The following is a 22,092-nucleotide window of genomic DNA, read 5'->3' on the forward strand; positions in this document are numbered from 1 at the left end:
AATGGTAGGCTCTTGAAATTCTTTTAATGTTTCCAAGGCTCCATCAGTATCTCCAATATTGTTGTAAGATAGTTCTTTACCGTGAATTTTCTTCGCTGAAGTTAAAGTTCCTTCTGTTTCTTGAATTTGACTGTAAAAAGTTGCCTTCTGATGAGGATTTTCACCGTAACGAAGATCTTGCTTTTTCTCGTAAGTTAATGTTAATATTTTAGGAGATGTAACGCCTAATTTTTTATTAAAATAACCCGAAATCAGAGCATCGTAATGAGCTGTATGTTCAAAAACCTTCGCTGCTAAATACTCTTTTGTTTCAGCACTGGTATCGTTCCCCTGTTTTAATTCCTCAATTACTTTTGAGTAATCATCAGGATCGGTAATTACCGAAACAAATTTATAGTTTTTTGCTGCAGCTCGCAACATAGTTGGTCCACCTATATCAATATTTTCAATTATTTCTTCGTGTCCTGCATCAGGCTTCAAAATTGTGTCTTTAAACGGATAAAGATTGCAAACAACAATATCAATTGGATCAATTCCCAACTCATTCATTTGAGCAATATGGGTTTCATTATCTCGAATGGCTAAAATACCGCCTTCCACATTTGGATGCAAAGTTTTCACTCGTCCATCAAAACATTCTGGAAAATTTGTAAGATCAGAAATATCCATCACAGAAATTCCTTCAGCCTTAAACTTGGCAGATGTACCTCCAGTAGAAATAATCTCCCAACCTAAATTGCTTAGCTCTCTGGCAAATTCAACAACATTTGTTTTATCAAACACACTGATCAGCGCTCTCTTCATGATTCTTTTTTTTGGATAATTTTATAAAATGGCATCATTCCATTTTCGTAAAAAAACAGAAATGCTTCAACCAAAGCCTAAGTACTTAATAAACAAAGATTTATGGCAATAGCAAAAACCTCATGCAAAGTTAAGAAAAACCTAAAAAAAACTACGACCTGAAAAAGTTTTTTATTCAACTTTTTCATTTAATCATAATATATCAAGCAATTCATTCACAAATTAGACTTTCAAACCCTTATTTTTCAACTAATAACCTCTACTCCTCTAGCTATTATACTAATCCTAAAAAATAAGCTCCAATCGATAGGTAAATAAAAAGGCCAACGATATCATTCAAAGTAGTTACAAAAGGTCCTGTTGCTAAAGCAGGATCAACTTTAAGTTTATTTAAAGTTAATGGAATTAAGGTTCCAAACAAGGATGCAAAAATAATCACAGAAAACAAAGCTGCAGAAACACTGATGGTTAAGTCCTGTGAGTTACCTGTAATGGTATTCACTATAAAAACAATCCCTGAGCAAATAATTCCGTTAACAAGAGCACCTGTTAATTCACGCATCAGCCGACTAAATGTACTTTCAAATCCCAAAGAATTATTAGCCAAGCCCTGAACAATAATCGCAGCAGACTGAACCCCTACATTTCCTCCCATAGCTGTAATTAGTGGGATGAAAAATGCCATTGCAGGATTAATTCCCAAATCATTCTCGTGCGTTGATATAACAAATGCACTAATTAGTCCGCCCAACATTCCAATCAATAACCAGGGAAGACGAGCACGCGTTTGAATCCAAACCGAGTCATTTGACTCTACATCTTCGGTAAGACCAGATGCCATTTGATAATCTTTTTCGGCTTCATCACGAATCACATCAACAACATCATCGATGGTAATTCGCCCCATTAAGCGTCCTATACTATCAATAACCGGAATCGCTACCAAATCATATTTCTCCATGATACGCGCAACATCCTCATCTTTGGCATCGGTATGAACAGCCATTGCATCGGGAAGGTAAATATTACTGATTCTTGCAGATGTGGAACTCAAAATCATTTTCTTCAAAGAAATGGTTCCTTTTAATATATCATCATCATCTACCACATACACATAGTAGATTTCATCGATATCTTCTGCTTGGCGACTTAACTCTCGCAAACAAGTTAGAACAGTCCAATTTTCATTAACCTTCACCAACTCTTTAGCCATTAATCCCCCGGCCGTATCATCGTCGTAATGAAGCAAGTCAACAATATCACCAGCTTGCTCAATGTCATTTATATGGAAAAGGATTCTTTCTTGTTGTTCATCCGACAATCCTCCAATCACATCGGCAGCATCATCCGAATTCATTCGATCGATAAACTGCTTTGCAATTACTTCAACAGGAAGAGCCTTTAAAAAACGATCTCTATCATCATCCTCCAACTCGGCCAACACATTAGCAGCCGTATCGCCATCGAGAAGCAGATACAAAAACTTAGCCTCTTCAATATCTAGTTCATCGTATATCTCAGCAATGTCAGCAGGGTGCAATTCTTTCATCTGGCTAACTGCCTCCGCCTCATTTTTGTCGTCAATAATTTGTTTTAATTGATCGATGTATTCGCGGGTCAACTCAAATTGCATAACAAAGTATTTTTAGTGTGATTTTATTCTCTTAATTCCGTGTTTATCAATTCTTCAATTTTATTGGTAAGATAAACAAACTGATCAACAGACAATTGCTCTGGCCTTTGTGCCATCAACTCATCATCTAATTTTGCATCGCCCAATACCGATTTTAAAGAATTACGCAAGGTTTTCCGGCGTTGATTAAAACCGGATTTAACGACTCGGAAAAAAAGTCTTTCATCACAAGCCAAATTATCGGTCGTATTTCGAACCATACGAATTACTGCTGATTTGACTTTTGGGGGAGGATCGAATACCGTTTCACTAACCGTAAATAAATATTCGATATTATAAAAAGCCTGCATAAGCACACTTAAAATTCCATATGTTTTATTCCCGGGAACTGCTGCCATTCTTTCAGCAACCTCTTTCTGAATCATGCCAACAACTTCAGGAATTTGATCTCTATAATCTAAAACCTTAAAAAAAATCTGAGAAGAAATATTGTAGGGAAAATTACCAATAATGGCAAATGGCTCGGCAAACAAGCGCGACAGATCATATTTTAAAAAATCATGACCAATAATTCGTCCCGATAACTCAGGGTAATTTTCATTTAAATACGCCACCGATTCCCTATCAATCTCAACCACATGCGTTTCGAAAGCCTTTTCCTTAAGCAAATATTGGGTTAACACACCCATTCCTGGGCCAATTTCGAGCACCTTTGAAACCTCTTCGGCTTTCATACTTGCAACAATTTTTTTGGCAATGTTTTGATCCTTTAAAAAATGCTGTCCTAAATTTTTTTTCGCCCGAACGTATCCCATATCCTTCCAATTAATCCCTTTATATATGCCTCTACTAGTTAACAAACATTAAAAACAGAAGCTTTTCAAAGGAGATTTCAAACATTTACTTATTTTTGTAGCTGATTTACTGCAGGGCAAATTTAGGACTTAATACTTGAATCATTGCTTATCCTTGCCGAAAAATTTAACCAATCTTGGTATTTAGCGTAAATACCGACTCTAAATTTATTAGAATTGAAAAAAAATCTCATCAATATTATCAAATTTTTAATCTTCTTTTCGATTAGCTCCTTTTTATTTTGGTACGTTTATCGCGGTCAAAATACAACAGAGATTCTTTTCACTTTAAAAAACGAAGTTAACTATTATTGGATTTTTCTTTCCTTATTTTGCGGACTCTTAAGCCATATTAGCCGCACAATCCGATGGAACATGCTCATTGAATCATTAGGCAAAAAACCCAGAACTATAAACACTTTTTTGGCAGTAATGGTTGGTTACTTTGCCAACCTGGCACTTCCCCGAATGGGCGAAATTTCCAGATGTGGTTTAATCAGTAAGTACGAAAACATTTCATTCACAAAACTAGTTGGAACTGTTGTTTTGGAAAGAGTTTTAGATATTATGATGCTCATTGTTTTTTTACTGATTGCCTTAAGCACTCAGTTTTCGGTCATATCACATTTTTTTTCAAACAATCCCGAAGTCAGTACGAAGTTATCCAAAATTTTCGCATCTACCAATACCTTATATGTTGTGGCAACAATACTAATAGCAATTTGGTTTCTTCGTAAAAAATTCAAAAACACAAGTATCTTTATAAAAATAGACCAAACCATTTCTAATTTTATGGCAGGGTTTCGCGCTATAAAAGCACTAGATCATAAAATCTATTTCATCCTACACACGGTATTTATTTGGATCATGTACTATTTAATGACCTACATTTGTTTCTTTAGCTTCGGATTTACATCCAACCTTCCTGCCATTGCTGGGTTAACCGTTTTTGTAATGGGAGCCTTTGGAATGGTTGCTCCGGTTCAGGGTGGAATTGGAGCCTGGCATTTTATGGTTATCGGAACACTTTTGGTTTACCTACCAGAAGTTTCAAATATCGAAAACATGTCTAAAAGCTTTGCATTGGTTGTGCATGGTTCACAAACAGCCATGATTATCATTCTAGGTTCCCTATCAGTCATTGCACTTCCTATAGCAAATCGCAAACAAACTAAACTCACTAAGGCATAATATAAAGATGAATATCGAATACAACATTATCGAAGTTACAAATCCTTATTCGATCCGGGAATTCATCAAACTTCCAATAAGGCTTTACAAAAACAAAAAAAATTGGATTCGACCTTTAGATTCGGACATTGAGAAAATTTTTGATCCGAAACAAAATAAAATGTTTACTCATGGGGAATGCATTCGCTGGATTCTTCAAGACCAAAACAAAAACACAATAGGTCGCGTTGCTGCCTTTATCGATTACAAAACAAAAGACGTAAACGAACAACCAACCGGAGGCTTAGGATTTTTCGAATGCATCAACAACAAAAAAGCAGCTTTCACCCTATTCGACCACTGCAAACAATGGCTAAAAGAAAGACAGATAGAGGCTATGGATGGTCCCATTAATTTCGGAGAGAGGCATCAATGGTGGGGACTTCATGTGGCCGGTGATCACAAACCGGTATATTGCATGCCATATCATCTGGATTACTACCAAGAGTTTTTCGAATCTTACGGTTTTCAAATTTTCTTTAAACAGTTCACTTACCGTACTAAATTTGCCCTCGAAAGCTTAAGTGAAATTATAAAATGGAAAGCCAACCGACTTCTTAATAACGACGACTATCAGGTTATTCATTTAACCAAAAAAAATGCTGATAAGCTAATCAACGATTTTGTATACATTTACAACGGAGCCTGGGTAAAAGAAATTCCAGGAATCGACGGAATTTCAAAGCAACAGGCCGAGGAGCTGTTCACCTCCTTAAAACCTATTATGCATGAAAAATTAATGTGGTTCGCCTATTACAAGAACGAACCCATTGGCTTTTTTATCATGATCCCCGATTTAAATGAGCTTTTGCAGCATTTAAATGGTAAAATGAACTTGTATGCCAAACTTCGATTCTTATACTACAAGCACCTACAAAAAAATAAAAATGCTTTGGGTTTGATATTTGGTGTGATTCCCGAATTTCAAAAAAGAGGAATCGAAGCAGCAATGATCTATGAGTTTTCACGATCGGGATTTGATGCTAATTTTCCATTTTTACATTTAGAAATGAATTGGATTGGTGACTTTAACCCCCGCATGAGTCATTTAATGGAACACATTGGTGCAAAAGTCTATAAAACTCATTATACGTATCGAAAACTATTCGACGAAAACAAAGAATTCAAACGCTCAGAAATTATTAAATAAAAAGGCTACCCAAACCGAGTAGCCTACCTATTCTATTTTTAATATTCTTTACAATCCATTTTCGGAGTGATATAATATTCGCATTAATCGAATATCGGACTCGCTGTAATCTTCTTCTCCCAATTCCTCCAGCGCCAACTCAATATTATCTGTCTCGGCTTCATCAAAATATTCAAGAATTTCCTCCTGACGATCCTCATCAATTGTCTCTTCTACATAGTAGTCTAAACTTAATTTTGTTCCGGAATACACAATAGCCTCCATTTCGCTGAGTAAATCAGGGAAGTCCATACCTTTTGCTTCGGCAATATCCTCCAAATCCATTTTACGATCGACACTTTGAATGATGTAAACCTTAAATTTAGATTTATCAACCACCGAACGAACAACCATATCTTGTGGTCTTTCAATATCGTTTTCCTCTACATGCTGACTAATTAGTTTTACAAAGTCCTTTCCAAATCGCCTTGCTTTTCCAGCACCAACACCTTGTATATGCGATAATTCATCAATGGTGACCGGATAATTAATCGCCATTTCCTCAAGAGAAGGATCTTGAAACACAACGTAAGGAGGCACCTCTTTTTTCTTCGCAACTTTCTTTCTTAAATCTTTCAGCATTTGCAGCAAAGATTCATCTACCACAGCAGTACTAGCCGCTTTTTCAGCTTCTAAATCAACCTCGTTGTAATCGTGATCATCAGTCAACATAAAAGGCTTTGGATTTTCTAAAAATTCAAGTCCCTCTGGTAGAAATTTAATAACTCCATATTGCTCAATATCTTTCTCTATAAAAGAGTGAATCAAAGCCCTTCGGAACACCATATTCCAGAAGTGCTGATCACGATCACTACCAGAACCATACAATTCCAGTTCATCATGTCGGTACGATTTAATAGAGGAATTCGATACGCCGGTAAGAATATTTACCATATGGTCGATCTTAAAACGCTCCTTAACATCTTTAACCAACTGCAATGCTTTAACTACAAATTCTTCCCCCCGAAATTCCTTTTTAGGATGCAAACAATTATCGCAATGACCACAATTGCCATCATCAACCTTTTCGCCAAAATAATGCAGCAAAATAGTGCGACGACAAATTGCCGTTTCAGCAAAAGAAACCGTTTCTAACAATAGCTGTCTGCCTATTTCCTGCTCGGCAACTGGTTTTCCCTGCATAAACTTTTCGAGCTTTTGAATATCCTTATAGCTATAAAAAGTAAGACACTTCCCTTCACCTCCATCTCTCCCAGCTCTTCCTGTTTCCTGATAGTAACCTTCTAAACTTTTTGGTATATCGTAATGAATCACAAAACGAACATCAGGCTTATCAATTCCCATTCCAAATGCAATTGTAGCCACAACAACATCTACATCTTCCATCAGAAATTTATCTTGATTTCCCGAACGAGTTGCTGAATCCATTCCCGCATGATAGGGAACAGCCTTAATTCCATTTACCTGAAGCGTTTCAGCCAATTCCTCAACCTTTTTACGACTCAAGCAATAGATAATCCCTGATTTTCCCGAATTTTCACGAATAAATTTGATGATATCTCTGGTTGCGTTCACTTTAGGACGCACCTCGTAGTATAAATTTGGCCGATTAAATGAAGATTTAAAGACCAAAGCATCCAACATACCTAAATTCTTTTGAATATCGTGCTGAACTTTCGGGGTTGCTGTTGCGGTAAGTGCAATAATTGGAGCCGATCCAATTTCGTTTACTATGGATCGTATTTTCCTATATTCCGGTCTAAAATCGTGCCCCCATTCTGAAATACAGTGAGCTTCATCAACGGCATAAAAAGAGATTTTAACCTGTTTCAAAAACTCAATATTACTTTCCTTTGTTAAGGATTCTGGCGCAACATAAAGAAGCTTTGTTCGGCCGGTCAAAACATCCTCTTTCACTTTCAGAGTTGCTGATTTAGAAAGAGATGAATTTAGATAATGGGCCACCCCATCATCTTCACCGAAATTTCTCATTGCATCCACCTGATTTTTCATCAAAGCGATCAATGGAGAAATGACGATTGCAGTTCCCTCTAACATTAATGAAGGCAATTGATAACACAATGACTTTCCTCCACCGGTGGGCATTAACACAAATGTGTCCCTACCACTCAAAATATTTTGAATTACTGGTTCTTGATTCCCCTTAAAATTCTCAAATCCAAAATACTTCTTTAAATTACTTGATAATTCAAAGTTTGTTCCCATACTTATAATTGATATGCTTTTCCCAAAAATATACGCAGCCTGCTAAATTAATGTTTTACTTAGTAAGCTAAAATTTTTAAATGGTAAAATTCACTTCACCATTCATTCCCGTGTAACAAATTTCAATACTTTTGTATTTTAAATTTAGAGAAAGACTAGTACAATTCAAAACGGAATTGGCTTTTAACAGATTTTAACTGCGAAATAAAGATTCATTAATTTGAGTTTGATTAGCTTTGCACACACAATAAAACACAGAAGATTTGAAGCCTACATACAATATCAAACAAATTGCAATCAATACAATTGCCGAAGAAGAAAAAACCATTAGTCAGCTAAAAGAGCATATTGATGGAGATTTCGTAAATACTGTTGAATTAATCCTAGAGAGCAAAGGAAGGGTTGTTCTCACAGGAATTGGCAAAAGTGCTAACATCGCCAATAAAATTGTTGCAACCTTAAATTCAACAGGCACACCAGCCTTATTTATGCACGCTGCAGACGCCATTCATGGTGATTTAGGGATGATTCGTCCTGATGATATTATCATTTGCTTATCAAAAAGTGGAAGTACTCCTGAAATCAAAGTTTTGGTACCTCTCATCAAAAACATGGGAAATAAGCTAATTGCAATGGTATCTGGATTAGATTCTTTTCTTGCAAAGGAGGCTGACTTTGTTTTGAAAGCCGTGGTTGAAAAAGAAGCCGATCCTAACAACCTAGCTCCAACAAATTCTACAACGGCCCAACTTGTTATTGGTGATGCCTTAGCAGTTTCTTTACTAGAATGCAGACAATTCACCAGTCAGGATTTCGCCAAATACCATCCTGGAGGAGCTTTAGGAAAAAAATTGTACTTACGAGTTAGTGATCTGTACAAAAACGATTTACCTCCAAAAGTTTTAGAAAATGAACACATCCGTCCTATCATCCTCGAAATATCATCCAAAAGAATGGGAGCTACGGCAGTTGTGAACCAAAAAAATGAACTGCTTGGAATAATCACCGATGGTGATCTTAGACGAATGCTGGAACAAAATGAGGATGTAAGCCAATTGCTTGCTCACAATATCATGTCGCCAATGCCGAAAACAATTTCTCCTGACTCTCTTGCAATTAAAGCCTTTCAATTAATGGAAGCCAATAATATTACACAGCTTGCTGTTGTTCAGAATAAAAAGTATGTAGGAATGGTACATTTACACGACATCCTAAAAGAAGGAATTGTTTAGTCAAAACAAATAGAAAAATAAAGATACATGTCAGATAAGGAAGCAACTACAAACGAAGGCCAAATGAGTTTTCTAGAGCATCTTGAAGAACTAAGATGGCACCTAATGCGTTCCGTAATTGCCGTTATGATTTTTGCAATCGCGGCTTTTATCTTTTACGATTTTATTTTCAATGTTCTTATTCTTGCCCCTAAAAATCCTGACTTTTTTACCAATCGAATGTTTTTCAAACTGTCTGAATTCACAGGTGTAGAATCCTTAAAAATCAACACCCAACCATTCCAGATCATAAACATCAACATGGCTGGGCAATTTGCAACTCACATCAGCGTTTCTTTAGTGATTGGAGTTATTGCCAGCTTTCCCTATATATTTTACGAGTTTTGGAGTTTTCTTAAACCAGCTTTATACGATAATGAGAAAAAACATGCCCGGGGATCTATTTTTTACACCTCCTTTTTATTTGGATTGGGTGTTCTTTTTGGATACTACATAATAACTCCCTTATCGGTACATTTTCTTGGTTCTTATCATATTAGTGATCAAATTCTAAATCAAATAAACCTAACTTCTTATATTTCTTCCATCACTTCAATTGTACTTGCAGGTGGAGTTATTTTTGAACTTCCCGTGTTAATTTTCTTTTTAAGCAAAATAGGCTTGGTATCTCCCGAATTTTTAAAGAAATACCGGAAACATTCTGTGGTTTTAATTCTTATTCTTTCAGCTATCATCACTCCTCCTGATATCTTTAGCCAGATTCTAGTTTGCCTGCCTTTGATGTTACTGTATGAAATTGGCATTAGAATATCCAAAAAAGTTCAAAAAAACCAACAGTCTGATTTAAACTAAGCAGACAAGAAATTATTTACATTTTCAAAAAAACAGAGCCAACAATCAATTCATCACATTGTTACTATTATCATGCAAAATATAAAAAAAGGGTTTTTGTTATTTAGCGTTCTTCTCTTTGGGGCACTCTCTTTAAGCAGTTTGGCACAAACCACAAAAGTAAGAGGCCAAATAATCGATTCGGAAACAAAAGAACCTCTCCCTTTTGTGAATATCTCGTTTAAGGGAACAACCATCGGAACCACATCCGATTTTGATGGGCAGTATTTTCTCGAGACTAGAACTCCTACCGACTCACTCCACATTTCTTTTGTTGGATACAAGCCGCAAATTTTTAAAATTCAGAAAGCGAGTTTTCAGACCGTAAATGTAGAATTAACCTCTGAAGCCTTCAACCTAGACGAAATTGTAATTACCCCTGGAGAAAACCCAGCACACATCCTTCTTCGCAAAATTATCGCAAAAAAAGAGGACAACAATCCATCCCGATTTGATTCTTATCAATACGAATCCTACACAAAAATGGAGATGGACTTGAACAACGTGAAAGATGATTTTAAGAACAAAAAAATCATGAAACAATTTCAGTTTGTCTTTGATTATATGGACACTTCTGTGGTTACAGGAAAACCTTATCTCCCTGTATTCATTACCGAATCTCTTTCGGACTACTATTTTCAGAAAAAACCTAAAATTGAACGAGAAATTATTAAAGCCTCACAAATGTCGGGCATTAACAACAATGCAAGTATCGCTCAGTTTACAGGCCGACTTCATCAGGATGTAAATATCTACGACAATTTCATCGATCTTTTCGAGAAAGGTTTTGTGAGCCCTATTGCCGACGGAGGACTTCGATACTACAAATACTACCTAACCGATAGTGCCTATCGCGATGGAAACTGGTGCTATCACATGTCTTTTAAACCCAAAAGAAAACAGGAGCCAACTTTTATTGGTGATTTTTGGGTAGCCGACACTACCTTTGCCATCCAAACCATGCAAATGCGTATTGCCAAGGATGTAAATTTAAACTGGGTGAAAGATTTGGTGAGTAGCAATGAATTTCAAAAGTTAAATGATACAACCTGGTTCTTAAAAAAGCAGAATCTTTTTGTTGATTTCATGATTAGTGAAAAAGATTCAACCAAGCAAATGGGCTTTTTTGGACGAAAAACCATTTCCTATAAAAACATCAAGTTAAACGAACCCATTCAGGACGAAATCTTAAAACTCGACAACAATGTTATTGTCGAAGAAACAGCACTACAACAACCCAAAGCCTACTGGGATGATGCTCGGCCCTTTATATTGTCAGAAAGAGAATCTGGTATATATTCTATGGTTGATTCCATTCAAAATGTTCCGCTTTACAAAAACATTATTGATATCATCCAAACCTTTGTTACTGGCTATTGGGTAAAAGGAAACTTTGAATATGGTCCTTACTACAAACTCTACAGCTTTAACGAAATTGAGGGAAATCGCTTCATGTTTGGAGGTAGAACATCCAATGCATTCAGCACGAAAGTGATGTTTAACGGACATTTAGCTTACGGCGATAAGGATAATAAATTGAAATATGGACTCGGATTCCTTTACATGATTGATAAACTTCCGAGGGAAACATTTGGATTGCAATACAAACACGACATACAGCAATTGGGAAAAAGTCCCAATGCATTTACCGAAGGAAACATCCTATCATCGCTACTCAAAAGAAATCCGAACAACAAGTTAACCATGGTGAATCAACTTGAAACTCATTACGAAAAAGAATGGTTTCAAGGATTATCGAACACTTTAAAATTTCGATATCGAAAAATTACACCTACCGAATACGTTCCCTTTTATTCGACTAATGATGGATCTGCCGTTACGAACATAAAAACTTCAGAACTCGAACTAAGAACACGATTCACCAAAAACGAACGTGTTCTGATGGGTGAATTCGAACGTGTTCCTCTTGGCGGTCCCTTCCCTATTTTCAACCTCTACCTAACTGCAGGAATGAAAAATGCATTCGGATCGGATTACAACTACCAAAAAATCGACTTGAGCATTGAACACACTCTAGAGTTACCGCCAATTGGTAATCTTTACTTTTTGCTAACTGGAGGAAAGTTATTCGGTAAGGTTCCTTTTCCCCTGCTTCACCTGCACGAAGGGAATGAAACCTATGCGTTCGATCCATACGCGTTTAACATGATGAATTACTATGAGTTTGCCAGTGATCAATACGTAAGTCTATTTTTAGAACATCACTTCAACGGACTCATTCTTAACCGAATTCCATTGTTCAGAAAGCTAAAGTGGAGAACGGTAATTTCCGGGAAAGGCTTAATTGGCTCACTTAGCGATAAAAACAATGGATCCTTAAGCAATACCGAAGTTGAATTATATTTTCCTGACGGATTATCGGATGTTAGCAAGCCATACTTTGAGGCAAGTGTAGGAATCGAAAACATATTTAAATTTATCAGAATCGATGCCATGTGGCGATTGAATCATTTGGAATATAATGAATATCAAGATTTTGAAGAGTTTGGAATTCGAGCCATGTTCCAATTCACTTTTTAACACCCAAACCCAAAAATCTGTTCATGGGGAAACAGGCCGCAAAACTAACTTCTCACAGATCTTTTTTTATATTTGCATCATTCTGATCGTTAAAACTATTAAAGCACGATGATTTTAAGAGCCGAAAATTTAATCAAAAAATACAAAAACCGAACCGTTGTAAAAGATGTATCGGTTGAAGTGAAACAAGGTGAAATTGTTGGATTACTAGGACCAAATGGTGCTGGAAAAACAACCTCTTTTTACATGATTGTTGGATTAATTCAACCCAACGGTGGTAAAATATTCCTCGACGATAGAGAGATAACCAATGAGCCCGTTTACAAACGAGCCCAATTAGGTGTTGGCTACTTGGCACAGGAAGCTTCTGTTTTTCGAAAACTAAGTGTCGAAGACAACATTAAAGCTGTTTTGGAAATGTCTGATTTTTCAAAAGAATATCAAAAACAGCGCTTAGAAGAAATGCTGAATGAGTTTAGCTTGCAAAAAATCAGGAAAAGTCTGGGAATTCAGCTCTCCGGTGGTGAAAGGAGAAGAACCGAAATTGCTCGTGCCTTATCCATCAAACCAAAATTCATCCTTTTAGATGAACCCTTTGCCGGAGTTGATCCAATTGCAGTGGAAGACATACAGGATATCGTACGCCACCTAAAAGATAAAAACATTGGAATACTTATTACAGATCACAACGTACAAGAAACCCTTTCTATTACCGAAAGAGCTTACCTTTTATTCGAAGGCAATATCCTAAAATCAGGAACTGCAGAAGAATTAGCTGCCGACGAAGATGTACGTAGAGTTTATTTAGGAAAAAATTTCGAACTCCGAAAACCGGTAAAATAGCTGATTTTTAAGTAGATTCATTCCATTCTCTGAGGCAATTCAAATCTAAGGGTGTTTTTTCCTAAAAAAAACTTCATTTTTTTTTGAAAAGCTATTGCAAATAATAAAAAACAGCTCTATATTTGCACCGCAATTAACCCGCGGATGTGGCGTAATTGGTAGCCGCGCTAGACTTAGGATCTAGTGCCGAGAGGCGTGGGGGTTCGAGTCCCTTCATCCGCACAACTAAAAAGAATAACCTTAAACCGCCCGTACTTTACGATACAAATATGTATCGATCGTGAGGCGGTTTTTTTTCAATTATAAAGGTTTTATCTATAATAGCTAAAAAATGAACATTACAAAAACCAATATTGATGATTTAAACGCTGTAATCAAATTACAGATCGTTAAGGAGGATTATGAGAGCCGAGTAAATGATATTTTGAAAAACTATCGTAAAAAAGCAAATATCAATGGTTTCCGCGCAGGTAAAGTACCTATGGGAGTGATTAAAAAAATGTACGGAACTCCTGTTTTAGCTGATGAAATCAATAAAATTCTTAGCGAGGAATTGATGAAGTACATTCGTGAAAATGATTTAAATATCATGGGCGAACCTCTTCCAAACGAAACCGATCAGAAAGCAATCAACTGGGAAAAAGATACTGAATTCGAATTTTCATTCGATATTGGTTTATCTCCTGAATACACGCTTAACCTAAGCAAAAAAGATAAAATCAACTTCCACAAAATTATTGTTGATGAAAAAATGATCGAGAACGGTGTTGAAATGCACGCTCGTCGTTTCGGATCAAACAATCCTGCTGAAAAAGTTGAAGAAAAAGAACTTTTAAAAGGAAACTTTGCTCAAGTTGACGCAGAAGGTCAGGTTGTTGAAGGTGGAATTGCTAGCGAAAATGTAGCCATGTCTCTTGAGTACATGAAAGACGAAGACGCTAAGAAAAAATTCGTTGGAGCGAAAAAAGATGATGTTGTTGTATTCAACCCTACTAAGGCATTTGAAAACAAAACTGACATCTCTTCAATGCTAAACATCTCAAAAGAAGAAGTTGAGACTTTAGATTCTGATTTTCAATTCACCATTACTGAGATTACTAAATTTGTGAATGCAGAATTGAATCAGGAATTATTCGACAAAGTATTTGGCGAAGGAACTGTTTCTTCTGAAGAAGAATTCAAAGCAAAAATCAAGGAAGATATCGAGAAACAATTGGAGAACGATAGCGACTACAAATTCTTGATCGATGCCAAAGCAAAATTGGTTAAAAAATCAAAAATTGTACTTCCAGAAACTTTCTTGAAACGTTGGATTGTTGCTACAAACAAAGAAATGACTGCTGAGCAAGTTGAAACAGATTTCGCAAACTATTCTGATGAATTCAAATGGCAACTAATCAAAAATAGATTAATCCAAGAGAATGACCTAAAAGTAAGTCAGGAAGAAGTGATGGAATTTGCTAAAAAGCAGGCTTTAATGCAATTCCAACAATACGGAATGATGGATGTCCCTGAGGAATATCTAGAAAACTATGCGAAGCAAATGATGGAAAATCAGGACGAGCAAAGAAAAATTTACGAACGTAAAGCCGACGACAAAGTAGTTGAATTCCTTAAAGGAAAAGTAAAACTTGAAGAAATCGAAATTTCTACAGAAGACTTCAATAAACTTTTTGAGTAAATCAACACACTTCGATATAATAGTAAAACCACGCTTTTAAAAAGCGTGGTTTTCTTTTTAAGACCAAAGTTCCGATTTTGTTAAGCTATTCTTTTCAAATGGAGAAAATTTAATTAATTTAGGTCTACAAAAAAATAAAAATACTTCGCTATGGTACCAAAAGACGAATTCAATAAATTTGCTACGAAGCACATGGGCATCAGCAGCCTAAATTTAGATAGATACACATCAATTAGCAATAGCTATATTTCTCCAACCATTATCGAGGAAAGACAGTTAAATGTGGCCTCAATGGATGTATTCTCAAGACTGATGATGGATAGAATCATCTTTTTGGGGATTCCAATTGATGATTACGTTGCCAATATAATTATGGCACAACTACTCTTTTTAGAATCAACAGATCCAACAAAAGACATACAGATCTACTTTAACACTCCTGGAGGTTCGGTGCATGCAGGATTGGGAATATACGATACCATGCAATACATCAAATGCGATGTGGCAACAATTTGTACCGGTATGGCTGCATCAATGGGTGCTGTGTTACTTACTGCTGGAACCAAAGGGAAACGTTCAGCTCTTAAACATTCACGTGTGATGATTCACCAACCAATGGGTGGCGCACAAGGACAAGCTTCGGACATTGAAATTACCGCTCGCGAAATTCTTAAGCTTAAGAAAGAATTGTATACCATTATTGCCGATCATTCAGGAAATACTTACGAAAAAGTGGAGAAAAACTCCGATCGTGATTATTGGATGACTGCCGCAGAAGCAAAGGAGTACGGAATGATTGATGAAGTACTTATGAGAGAGCAATAGACAAACCAAATAGAAATCAGAATAGTAAAATGCAGAGTTAAGCTTAAAATTCTTAACTTTGCATTTTTAGTATAACAAATTAACAAACATGGATAAATGCTCGTTTTGTGGGAGAGAAAAAAAGGATACCAATCTTCTAATTGCCGGAATTAGTGGTCACATTTGTGATAGCTGTATCGAACAAGCCTATACAATTGTACAGGAAGAATTGAAGAACAGTACCGATCTCAACCTAAAAGAGATTCAATTACTAAAACCAACAGAGATTAAAACATTTCTTGACCAGTATGTTATCGGTCAGGATGATGCAAAAAAATACCTTGCTGTTGCTGTTTACAACCATTACAAAAGATTACTTCAGGAAAAAGACGAGGAAGATATTGAAATTGAAAAATCGAATATTATTCTTGTGGGTGAAACTGGTACCGGAAAAACATTACTAGCTAGAACAATTGCGCGAATGCTTCATGTTCCTTTTACCATTGTTGATGCTACCGTTTTAACTGAAGCAGGTTATGTAGGTGAAGATATTGAATCAATTTTAACAAGGCTTCTTCAAGCATCGGATTATGATATTGCTGCAGCCGAAAAAGGAATTGTATTTATTGATGAAATAGATAAAATTGCTAGAAAAAGTGATAATCCTTCCATCACTAGAGATGTTTCGGGTGAAGGTGTACAACAAGGACTTCTGAAACTATTAGAAGGTGCAGTTGTAAATGTTCCACCACAAGGAGGACGAAAACATCCAGATCAGAAAATGATTCCAGTAAACACCAAAAACATTCTATTTGTTTGTGGTGGCGCTTTTGATGGAATTCAGAGAAAAATTGCTCAACGTTTAAATACCCAGATTGTTGGTTTTAATGCCAATAAGGAGAAAGAACAAATCGACCAGAGTAATCTGTTGCAATACATTGCTCCTCAAGATCTGAAATCATTCGGCTTAATTCCTGAGATTATTGGTCGTTTGCCAGTTCTTACCTATTTGGAACCTTTGAATCGAGATGCTCTTAGAAATATTCTTACCGAACCGAAAAACGCAATCATCAAACAATATACCAAGTTATTTAAGATAGACGATATTGAATTGACTTTTAAGGATAGTGCTTTGGACTATATTGTTGATAAGGCTCTTGAGTTTAAATTAGGAGCTCGTGGATTAAGATCCATTTGTGAAGCTATCATGATTGATGCGATGTTCGAACTGCCAACAAGCGAAAAGAAGAAAATTAGTATCGATAAAAAATACGCAAGTGACAAACTTGAAAAAGTAAACCTCAAGCGATTAAAAGTTGCATAAAGAAAAGGCCGGAATATAAATTCCGGCCTTTGTTTTTATAAGTAAACATGAATTGTTGCTCCTTCAATGGAGACACTCACTTTTGTATCACAATCGTAGTCGGTACTTCCTCCTCCGTAGTCTACTTCTCCTTCACTAACATCTTCTAGTGTAAAAACGGCATCGCCACCTATAATATTCTCACATGAATAAGCATAAGTCAAATCGCTTTCGCTCTCCAGATAAAAGGCAATTCCATCAGATGTTTCTCCACTCATACTCACGGTAAAATCAAAAATATCATCCGTATAATCATCATCATCTTCCTCATCCTCGATAAATGTATAAGTGCCTATTAAACTCGAAACAGAATATACCAGCGAATCATCATCCATAAATTCCGCATCGCTTAAGCTAATGGCAAAATCATCTCCTGCCGTTTCTCCGGTAATCTGAAATTCAATTGTTCCAGTAATCTCGTAATCGCCAGCATAAAAATCACTCAAACGCACATCAAAATCCGTTAAAGCATCATTTAATGGTTCTACCACAACTTCTCCTTCAAAACTGCCTCCATTACTATCGCAATCGGAACTTCCAAAATCTAAAATAATAGAATCGAGAGCTAGAGTCTCTTCATCGCGATAAACCAGAGCATCCAGGCAATCTTCAACATCTTTGGTAATGGTATCGTCCTCAAATTCGAGATTATGCATCACAATTCCATTGATATTCATGGAAAGATCGTTAAAAACATTCTGCAGATTCAAACAGACTTCAACGGGTTCTGCAAATACATCATCAATAACATCCTCAGGGTCAGAACCTGTAGAACAGGAATTTCCTATAAATAGGATACAAATAAAGAGAAGAAAACTTAAACTAATTTTACGCATAAGTGCTATTTTTTTCTTTTGTAATCAATAAATGAGTAAGGATATTCATTTTTTTCATCTGGAAGGCAATCTTGTCTTTTTACTGATTCCCATTCTTTTACATCCAAAACCGGAAAAAAAGTATCTCCTTCGAAATCCTTATGAACTTTTGTGTAGTAAATTTTATTTGCCTTAGCTAAGGCTTCCTGATAAATAGAGCCACCTCCAATAATGAAAACTTCCTCCTGGTCGACAGATTTTTCAAGAGCTTCATCCAATGAATTAACAACCACACAACCCTCTATTTCATAATATTTTTGACGAGTTATTACAATCGACTTACGATTTGGCAGAGGCTTTCCGATGGAATCAAAGGTTTTTCTACCCATAATAATGGTATGTCCGGTTGTTAATGCTTTGAATCGTTTTAAGTCAGCAGATAGTTTCCAAATTAACTGATTATTTTTTCCAATTACTTGATTGCGTGAAACCGCAACAATTACAGATACATTCATAAGCTATAGTTTTAAATGGAAATTGCTCCTTTTATATGAGGATGTGGATCGTAGTTTGTCAAGCTAAAATCCTCGAATTTAAAATCGAAAATATTTTTCACATCGGGATTAATGCTGAAAGTAGGAAGTTCTTTTGGCGTACGAGAAAGTTGCAGTTTCACCTGATCGAGATGATTCAAATAAATATGTGCATCGCCCAATGTATGAACAAATTCCCCTGGCTCCAAATCACAAACTTGCGCCATCATTAAAGTTAAAATAGCATAGGAAGCAATATTAAAAGGAACGCCCAGAAAAATATCGGCACTGCGCTGGTACAACTGACAAGACAATTTACCATTGGCCACATAAAACTGGAACAAAGCGTGACAAGGAGGCAAAGCCATATTTTCAATATCGCCAGCATTCCACGCACTAACAATCAATCTTCGCGAATTAGGATTATTTTTAATATCGTGAACCACTTGTGTTATCTGATCCAAGGATTCGCCATTGCTTTTTGGCCACGATCTCCATTGATATCCATAAACATGACCTAAATCGCCATTTTCATCGGCCCACTCATTCCAAATTCGAACTCCGTTATCCTGAAGATATTTTACATTGGTATCACCATTTAAAAACCATAACAATTCATGAATAATCGATTTTAAATGAAGTTTTTTGGTAGTTAGTAAAGGAAAACCTTTCGATAAATCGAAACGCATCTGATGACCAAATACACTTACCGTTCCGGTTCCTGTACGGTCCTGCTTCTTATTTCCCTCTTCCAGAACTCTTTCTAATAATTGAAGATATTGTTGCATAATAAATTGTCAGAATTTTAATTTTTAAAGTTAAAAACTATTTACAGAATTTCTTAGCCATAGCTCGAAACGGTGCAACCAAACAACAATAACTCCCAACAAAAAGCGAGGAATTATCAGCCAAAAAAGTGGCACTCCAATAGCTGCAAACAGCAAAGGATCTTCCAGTTGCGAATGCGAAACTGCAATGTGATGATTTAATAAATCAGCCTCAGGTTTGGTCATTTTTCCCTTGTCAACCTGTTCAATCATAATTGCAGAACCGTAGGATAAGCCTAAAGTATTAGCCACAATCCATGAAAAAGAAGTGGAATGAGGCAATCCCATAATTAATTGCAAAGGCGCTAACATTCTCGAAAGCCATTTAATCACACCGAAAACCTCAAGAATTCGTTGCAAAATCATCAGTAAACTGATTAAAATAATCACTTTTACACTCAAAAGAAGTGAAGATTTCAACCAAACGATGAACATGATTTGAAAACTTTCCTGCAGAACAATACCACCAGACTGAGTATGCAATGATTCTGCCGGCAAAATCCAATTTAAAAATAATCCAAGTGCAAAACTACTTACTAAACGCAAAAGAATCATTCGAATCACGCTTGAACCTGTTTTTTTCAACACAGCGGTTTCAATTACAAAAGCATGTGAAACCAAACACATAGCCGCTAAAATGGTCACAACTCTTCCTTCCAATTCCAAGCTGCTGATTACTGCAATAGCAGTATAAATATTTGTGAATATACTGGTTAACAGAACAAAGGCTGATTCACCTGGTAAACCCATCAGCTCGAAAGCTGGTGTTAAATATCCCGAAACATAAGCTAATACTCCCGTGTAGTTTAGCAGTAGAACGCCAAAAGATACAGGTATCATAATACTCAAAAGCCATTTAGATGTAGAGAATGCCTTTGGAATGGAATAACCAAACGACTCAATAAACTTATTTTTTACTGATTGCCCCTTGGCCCGTGTTGAATTAGCCTGTGCCATTTAAAACAGAATGAATGAACTACAAAAATACTTTTTTCTATCATTTATTCTCACTCCTCGGGATAATATGCTTGAAATTTCACAAAAGAAATTCAGAAACAAACCATGCTAATACATTAGAATACAAAAAGGTCTCTATTTGATTGCGATAAAAAGAGATCTGCATTGTTTTAAGAATCTATTTTTTTACTTAGTTTTGAGCATTTTGAAAATCATACCGCCTAAGAATTCATTCCTAAATATAATTCTTCCTGTGATTTTTTAAATCGATACTACACAAACAACCAATAATCGATAAAACATAACAAGTACTAACCTAATATTTTAAAATTTTCGTTATGGGTATAAAAAATCGTCTGATATTAATGAATTTCCTGCAATTCTTCATTTGGGGTTCATGGTTGATAACAATTGCTAATTATTGGTTTGGGACCATGCATTGGTCTCCCGAAGAATTTGGAGCTGTATTTTCTACCTTAGGAATTTCATCTTTATTTATGCCAACACTAACGGGAATTATTGCTGATCGTTGGATGAATGCAGAGAAACTATATGGAATACTTCATTTATTGGGTGCTATCGCCATGGCTTACTTGCCTCAAATTAACGACTCTACCCTTTTTATCAGCATAATTCTAGTTGCAATGATTTGTTATATGCCAACCATCGCTTTAATGAATTCCATTTCCTACACCATTCTAAAAAATAATAATTTCGATGTTATTAAAGTATTTCCTCCTATTCGTGTTTGGGGAACCATCGGATTTATTGCCGCCATGTGGGTAACCAATCTTGCCGGATTTAAAGCTTCAGAAAACCAATTTTACATAGCAGCTTTTGTTTCGGTTCTTTTAGCAATTTATTCTTTCACCATGCCAGAGTGTAAACCTCAAGGCAAAAACAACGAGAATAAATCAATAAGCGAAATGCTTGGTTTGAATGCATTTAAGCTATTTAAAAACTATAAAATGGCCTTGTTTTTTATTTTTTCGATGTTTTTAGGAGCCGCTCTGCAGTTAACCAATATGTATGGCGATCGATTCCTTTCTGAATTCGAGAAAATTCCAGAATTTGCCGATTCCTTTGTGGTGCGTTATTCCACCATTATCATGTCCATTTCCCAAATATCCGAAACCTTATTTATTCTAGCTATTCCCTTTTTCTTAAAACGATTTGGAATTAAAAAGGTGATGCTAATTTCGATGATAGCTTGGGTACTGCGTTTTGCCTTGTTTGCATACGGCGACCCTGCAGGAGGATTATGGATGATTATTCTTTCTTGTATTGTTTACGGGATGGCATTCGATTTCTTCAATATTTCTGGCTCGCTATTCGTTGAGACACAATGCGATTCCAGCATGAGATCAAGTGCTCAAGGTTTATTTATGATGATGACCAATGGATTTGGAGCCATATTAGGTTCTTGGCTCAGTGGTATCATTATAGGAAGTTTCTTTACTGATAGCAATGAAAATTTTATGTGGATGGACATTTGGAATACTTTCGCAATTTACTCCTTAGTAATTGCCATTTTCTTTGCCATCCTATTTAAACACAAACACGATCCCAAACTGATCGCTGATTTAAATCACTAGATGATTCCCATGATTACACTAAAATAAGTCTTTAGTAAAAACTTATTTTAGAAAGTAAAATTCATAAAAAAAGAGCAAGTTTTCACTTGCTCTTTTTGCTACTATCATATAGT

The 22,092-nt window shown here is 36.0% G+C and carries 17 protein-coding genes, 1 tRNA gene and 1 pseudogene; 11 read left to right on the forward strand and 8 right to left on the reverse strand.

What is annotated here, in order from left to right; translation table 11 throughout:
- The 3 genes and pseudogenes from purH to rsmA all read right to left on the reverse strand — a co-directional run.
- Positions 1–804, reverse strand: a pseudogene (gene purH / locus ABYT26_RS10955) (bifunctional phosphoribosylaminoimidazolecarboxamide formyltransferase/IMP cyclohydrolase); the annotation flags it as partial.
- A gap of 274 nt (positions 805–1,078) precedes the next feature.
- Positions 1,079–2,437: a magnesium transporter gene (gene mgtE / locus ABYT26_RS10960; RefSeq protein ID WP_372753786.1), complete on the reverse strand. Its 1,359-nt coding sequence runs from the start codon at positions 2,435–2,437 to the stop codon at positions 1,079–1,081.
- 23 nt (positions 2,438–2,460) lie between these two features.
- Positions 2,461–3,252 carry a 16S rRNA (adenine(1518)-N(6)/adenine(1519)-N(6))-dimethyltransferase RsmA gene (rsmA, locus tag ABYT26_RS10965; RefSeq protein ID WP_372753788.1) on the reverse strand — a complete coding sequence of 264 codons (792 nt, stop codon included), beginning with the start codon at positions 3,250–3,252 and terminating at the stop codon, positions 2,461–2,463.
- A gap of 216 nt (positions 3,253–3,468) precedes the next feature.
- Between rsmA and ABYT26_RS10970 the strand changes: the two genes are divergently transcribed.
- On the forward strand, positions 3,469–4,482 hold the full coding sequence (locus ABYT26_RS10970) for a lysylphosphatidylglycerol synthase transmembrane domain-containing protein (protein WP_372753790.1): 1,014 nt from the start codon (positions 3,469–3,471) through the stop codon (positions 4,480–4,482).
- A 7-nt stretch (positions 4,483–4,489) separates the two neighbouring features.
- Entirely contained in the window at positions 4,490–5,671 is a 1,182-nt protein-coding gene (locus ABYT26_RS10975) for a hypothetical protein (RefSeq protein ID WP_372753792.1), read from the forward strand.
- Between the two features lie 48 nt (positions 5,672–5,719).
- Here the strand turns inward: ABYT26_RS10975 and recQ are convergent, their stop codons facing one another.
- Entirely contained in the window at positions 5,720–7,897 is a 2,178-nt protein-coding gene (gene recQ, locus ABYT26_RS10980) for a DNA helicase RecQ (RefSeq protein WP_372753794.1), read from the reverse strand.
- Positions 7,898–8,160: 263 nt separating this feature from the next.
- Between recQ and ABYT26_RS10985 the strand changes: the two genes are divergently transcribed.
- From ABYT26_RS10985 to clpX, 8 genes are all read left to right on the forward strand, one after another.
- Positions 8,161–9,129: an SIS domain-containing protein gene (locus tag ABYT26_RS10985; protein ID WP_372753796.1), complete on the forward strand. Its 969-nt coding sequence runs from the start codon at positions 8,161–8,163 to the stop codon at positions 9,127–9,129.
- A 27-nt stretch (positions 9,130–9,156) separates the two neighbouring features.
- The gene (gene tatC, locus ABYT26_RS10990; RefSeq protein WP_372753798.1) at positions 9,157–9,981 is read left to right on the forward strand and encodes a twin-arginine translocase subunit TatC; all 825 of its coding nucleotides are present in this window, start codon (positions 9,157–9,159) and stop codon (positions 9,979–9,981) included.
- A 72-nt stretch (positions 9,982–10,053) separates the two neighbouring features.
- The gene (locus ABYT26_RS10995; RefSeq protein ID WP_372753800.1) at positions 10,054–12,561 is read left to right on the forward strand and encodes a DUF5686 family protein; all 2,508 of its coding nucleotides are present in this window, start codon (positions 10,054–10,056) and stop codon (positions 12,559–12,561) included.
- Positions 12,562–12,669: 108 nt separating this feature from the next.
- The gene (gene lptB, locus ABYT26_RS11000; protein ID WP_372753802.1) at positions 12,670–13,404 is read left to right on the forward strand and encodes an LPS export ABC transporter ATP-binding protein; all 735 of its coding nucleotides are present in this window, start codon (positions 12,670–12,672) and stop codon (positions 13,402–13,404) included.
- Between the two features lie 140 nt (positions 13,405–13,544).
- A tRNA-Leu gene (locus ABYT26_RS11005) sits at positions 13,545–13,626 on the forward strand.
- 109 nt (positions 13,627–13,735) lie between these two features.
- Positions 13,736–15,085, forward strand: coding sequence for a trigger factor (gene tig / locus ABYT26_RS11010; RefSeq protein WP_372753804.1), 1,350 nt, complete (start codon positions 13,736–13,738; stop codon positions 15,083–15,085).
- Positions 15,086–15,235: 150 nt separating this feature from the next.
- A complete protein-coding gene (gene clpP, locus ABYT26_RS11015) occupies positions 15,236–15,910 on the forward strand; it encodes an ATP-dependent Clp endopeptidase proteolytic subunit ClpP (RefSeq protein WP_372753806.1) in 675 nt (224 codons plus the stop codon).
- Positions 15,911–15,998: 88 nt separating this feature from the next.
- Entirely contained in the window at positions 15,999–17,213 is a 1,215-nt protein-coding gene (clpX, locus tag ABYT26_RS11020) for an ATP-dependent Clp protease ATP-binding subunit ClpX (RefSeq protein WP_372753808.1), read from the forward strand.
- Positions 17,214–17,248: 35 nt separating this feature from the next.
- Here clpX and ABYT26_RS11025 read toward each other — a convergent pair whose 3' ends face one another.
- Genes ABYT26_RS11025 through ABYT26_RS11040 form a run of 4 tightly spaced genes read right to left on the reverse strand, consistent with a single transcriptional unit; the run spans position 17,249 to position 20,384 of the window.
- The gene (locus ABYT26_RS11025) at positions 17,249–18,088 is read right to left on the reverse strand and encodes a hypothetical protein (protein ID WP_372753810.1); all 840 of its coding nucleotides are present in this window, start codon (positions 18,086–18,088) and stop codon (positions 17,249–17,251) included.
- Positions 18,089–18,093: 5 nt separating this feature from the next.
- A complete protein-coding gene (locus ABYT26_RS11030; RefSeq protein ID WP_372753812.1) occupies positions 18,094–18,582 on the reverse strand; it encodes a dihydrofolate reductase in 489 nt (162 codons plus the stop codon).
- An 11-nt stretch (positions 18,583–18,593) separates the two neighbouring features.
- On the reverse strand, positions 18,594–19,388 hold the full coding sequence (locus ABYT26_RS11035; protein ID WP_372753814.1) for a thymidylate synthase: 795 nt from the start codon (positions 19,386–19,388) through the stop codon (positions 18,594–18,596).
- A gap of 30 nt (positions 19,389–19,418) precedes the next feature.
- Positions 19,419–20,384 (reverse strand): nucleoside recognition domain-containing protein, encoded by a 966-nt coding sequence (locus ABYT26_RS11040; protein WP_372753816.1) that lies wholly within the window; start codon positions 20,382–20,384, stop codon positions 19,419–19,421.
- 338 nt (positions 20,385–20,722) lie between these two features.
- Here ABYT26_RS11040 and ABYT26_RS11045 point away from each other — a divergent pair, with 338 nt between their 5' ends.
- Positions 20,723–21,979, forward strand: a complete 1,257-nt coding sequence (locus ABYT26_RS11045; RefSeq protein ID WP_372753818.1) for a nucleoside permease — start codon at positions 20,723–20,725, stop codon at positions 21,977–21,979.
- Positions 21,980–22,092: the final 113 nt, after the last annotated feature.

The organism is Labilibaculum sp., assembly GCF_041595635.1.
In the GTDB taxonomy this organism is placed as follows: Bacteria; Bacteroidota; Bacteroidia; order Bacteroidales; family Marinifilaceae; genus Labilibaculum.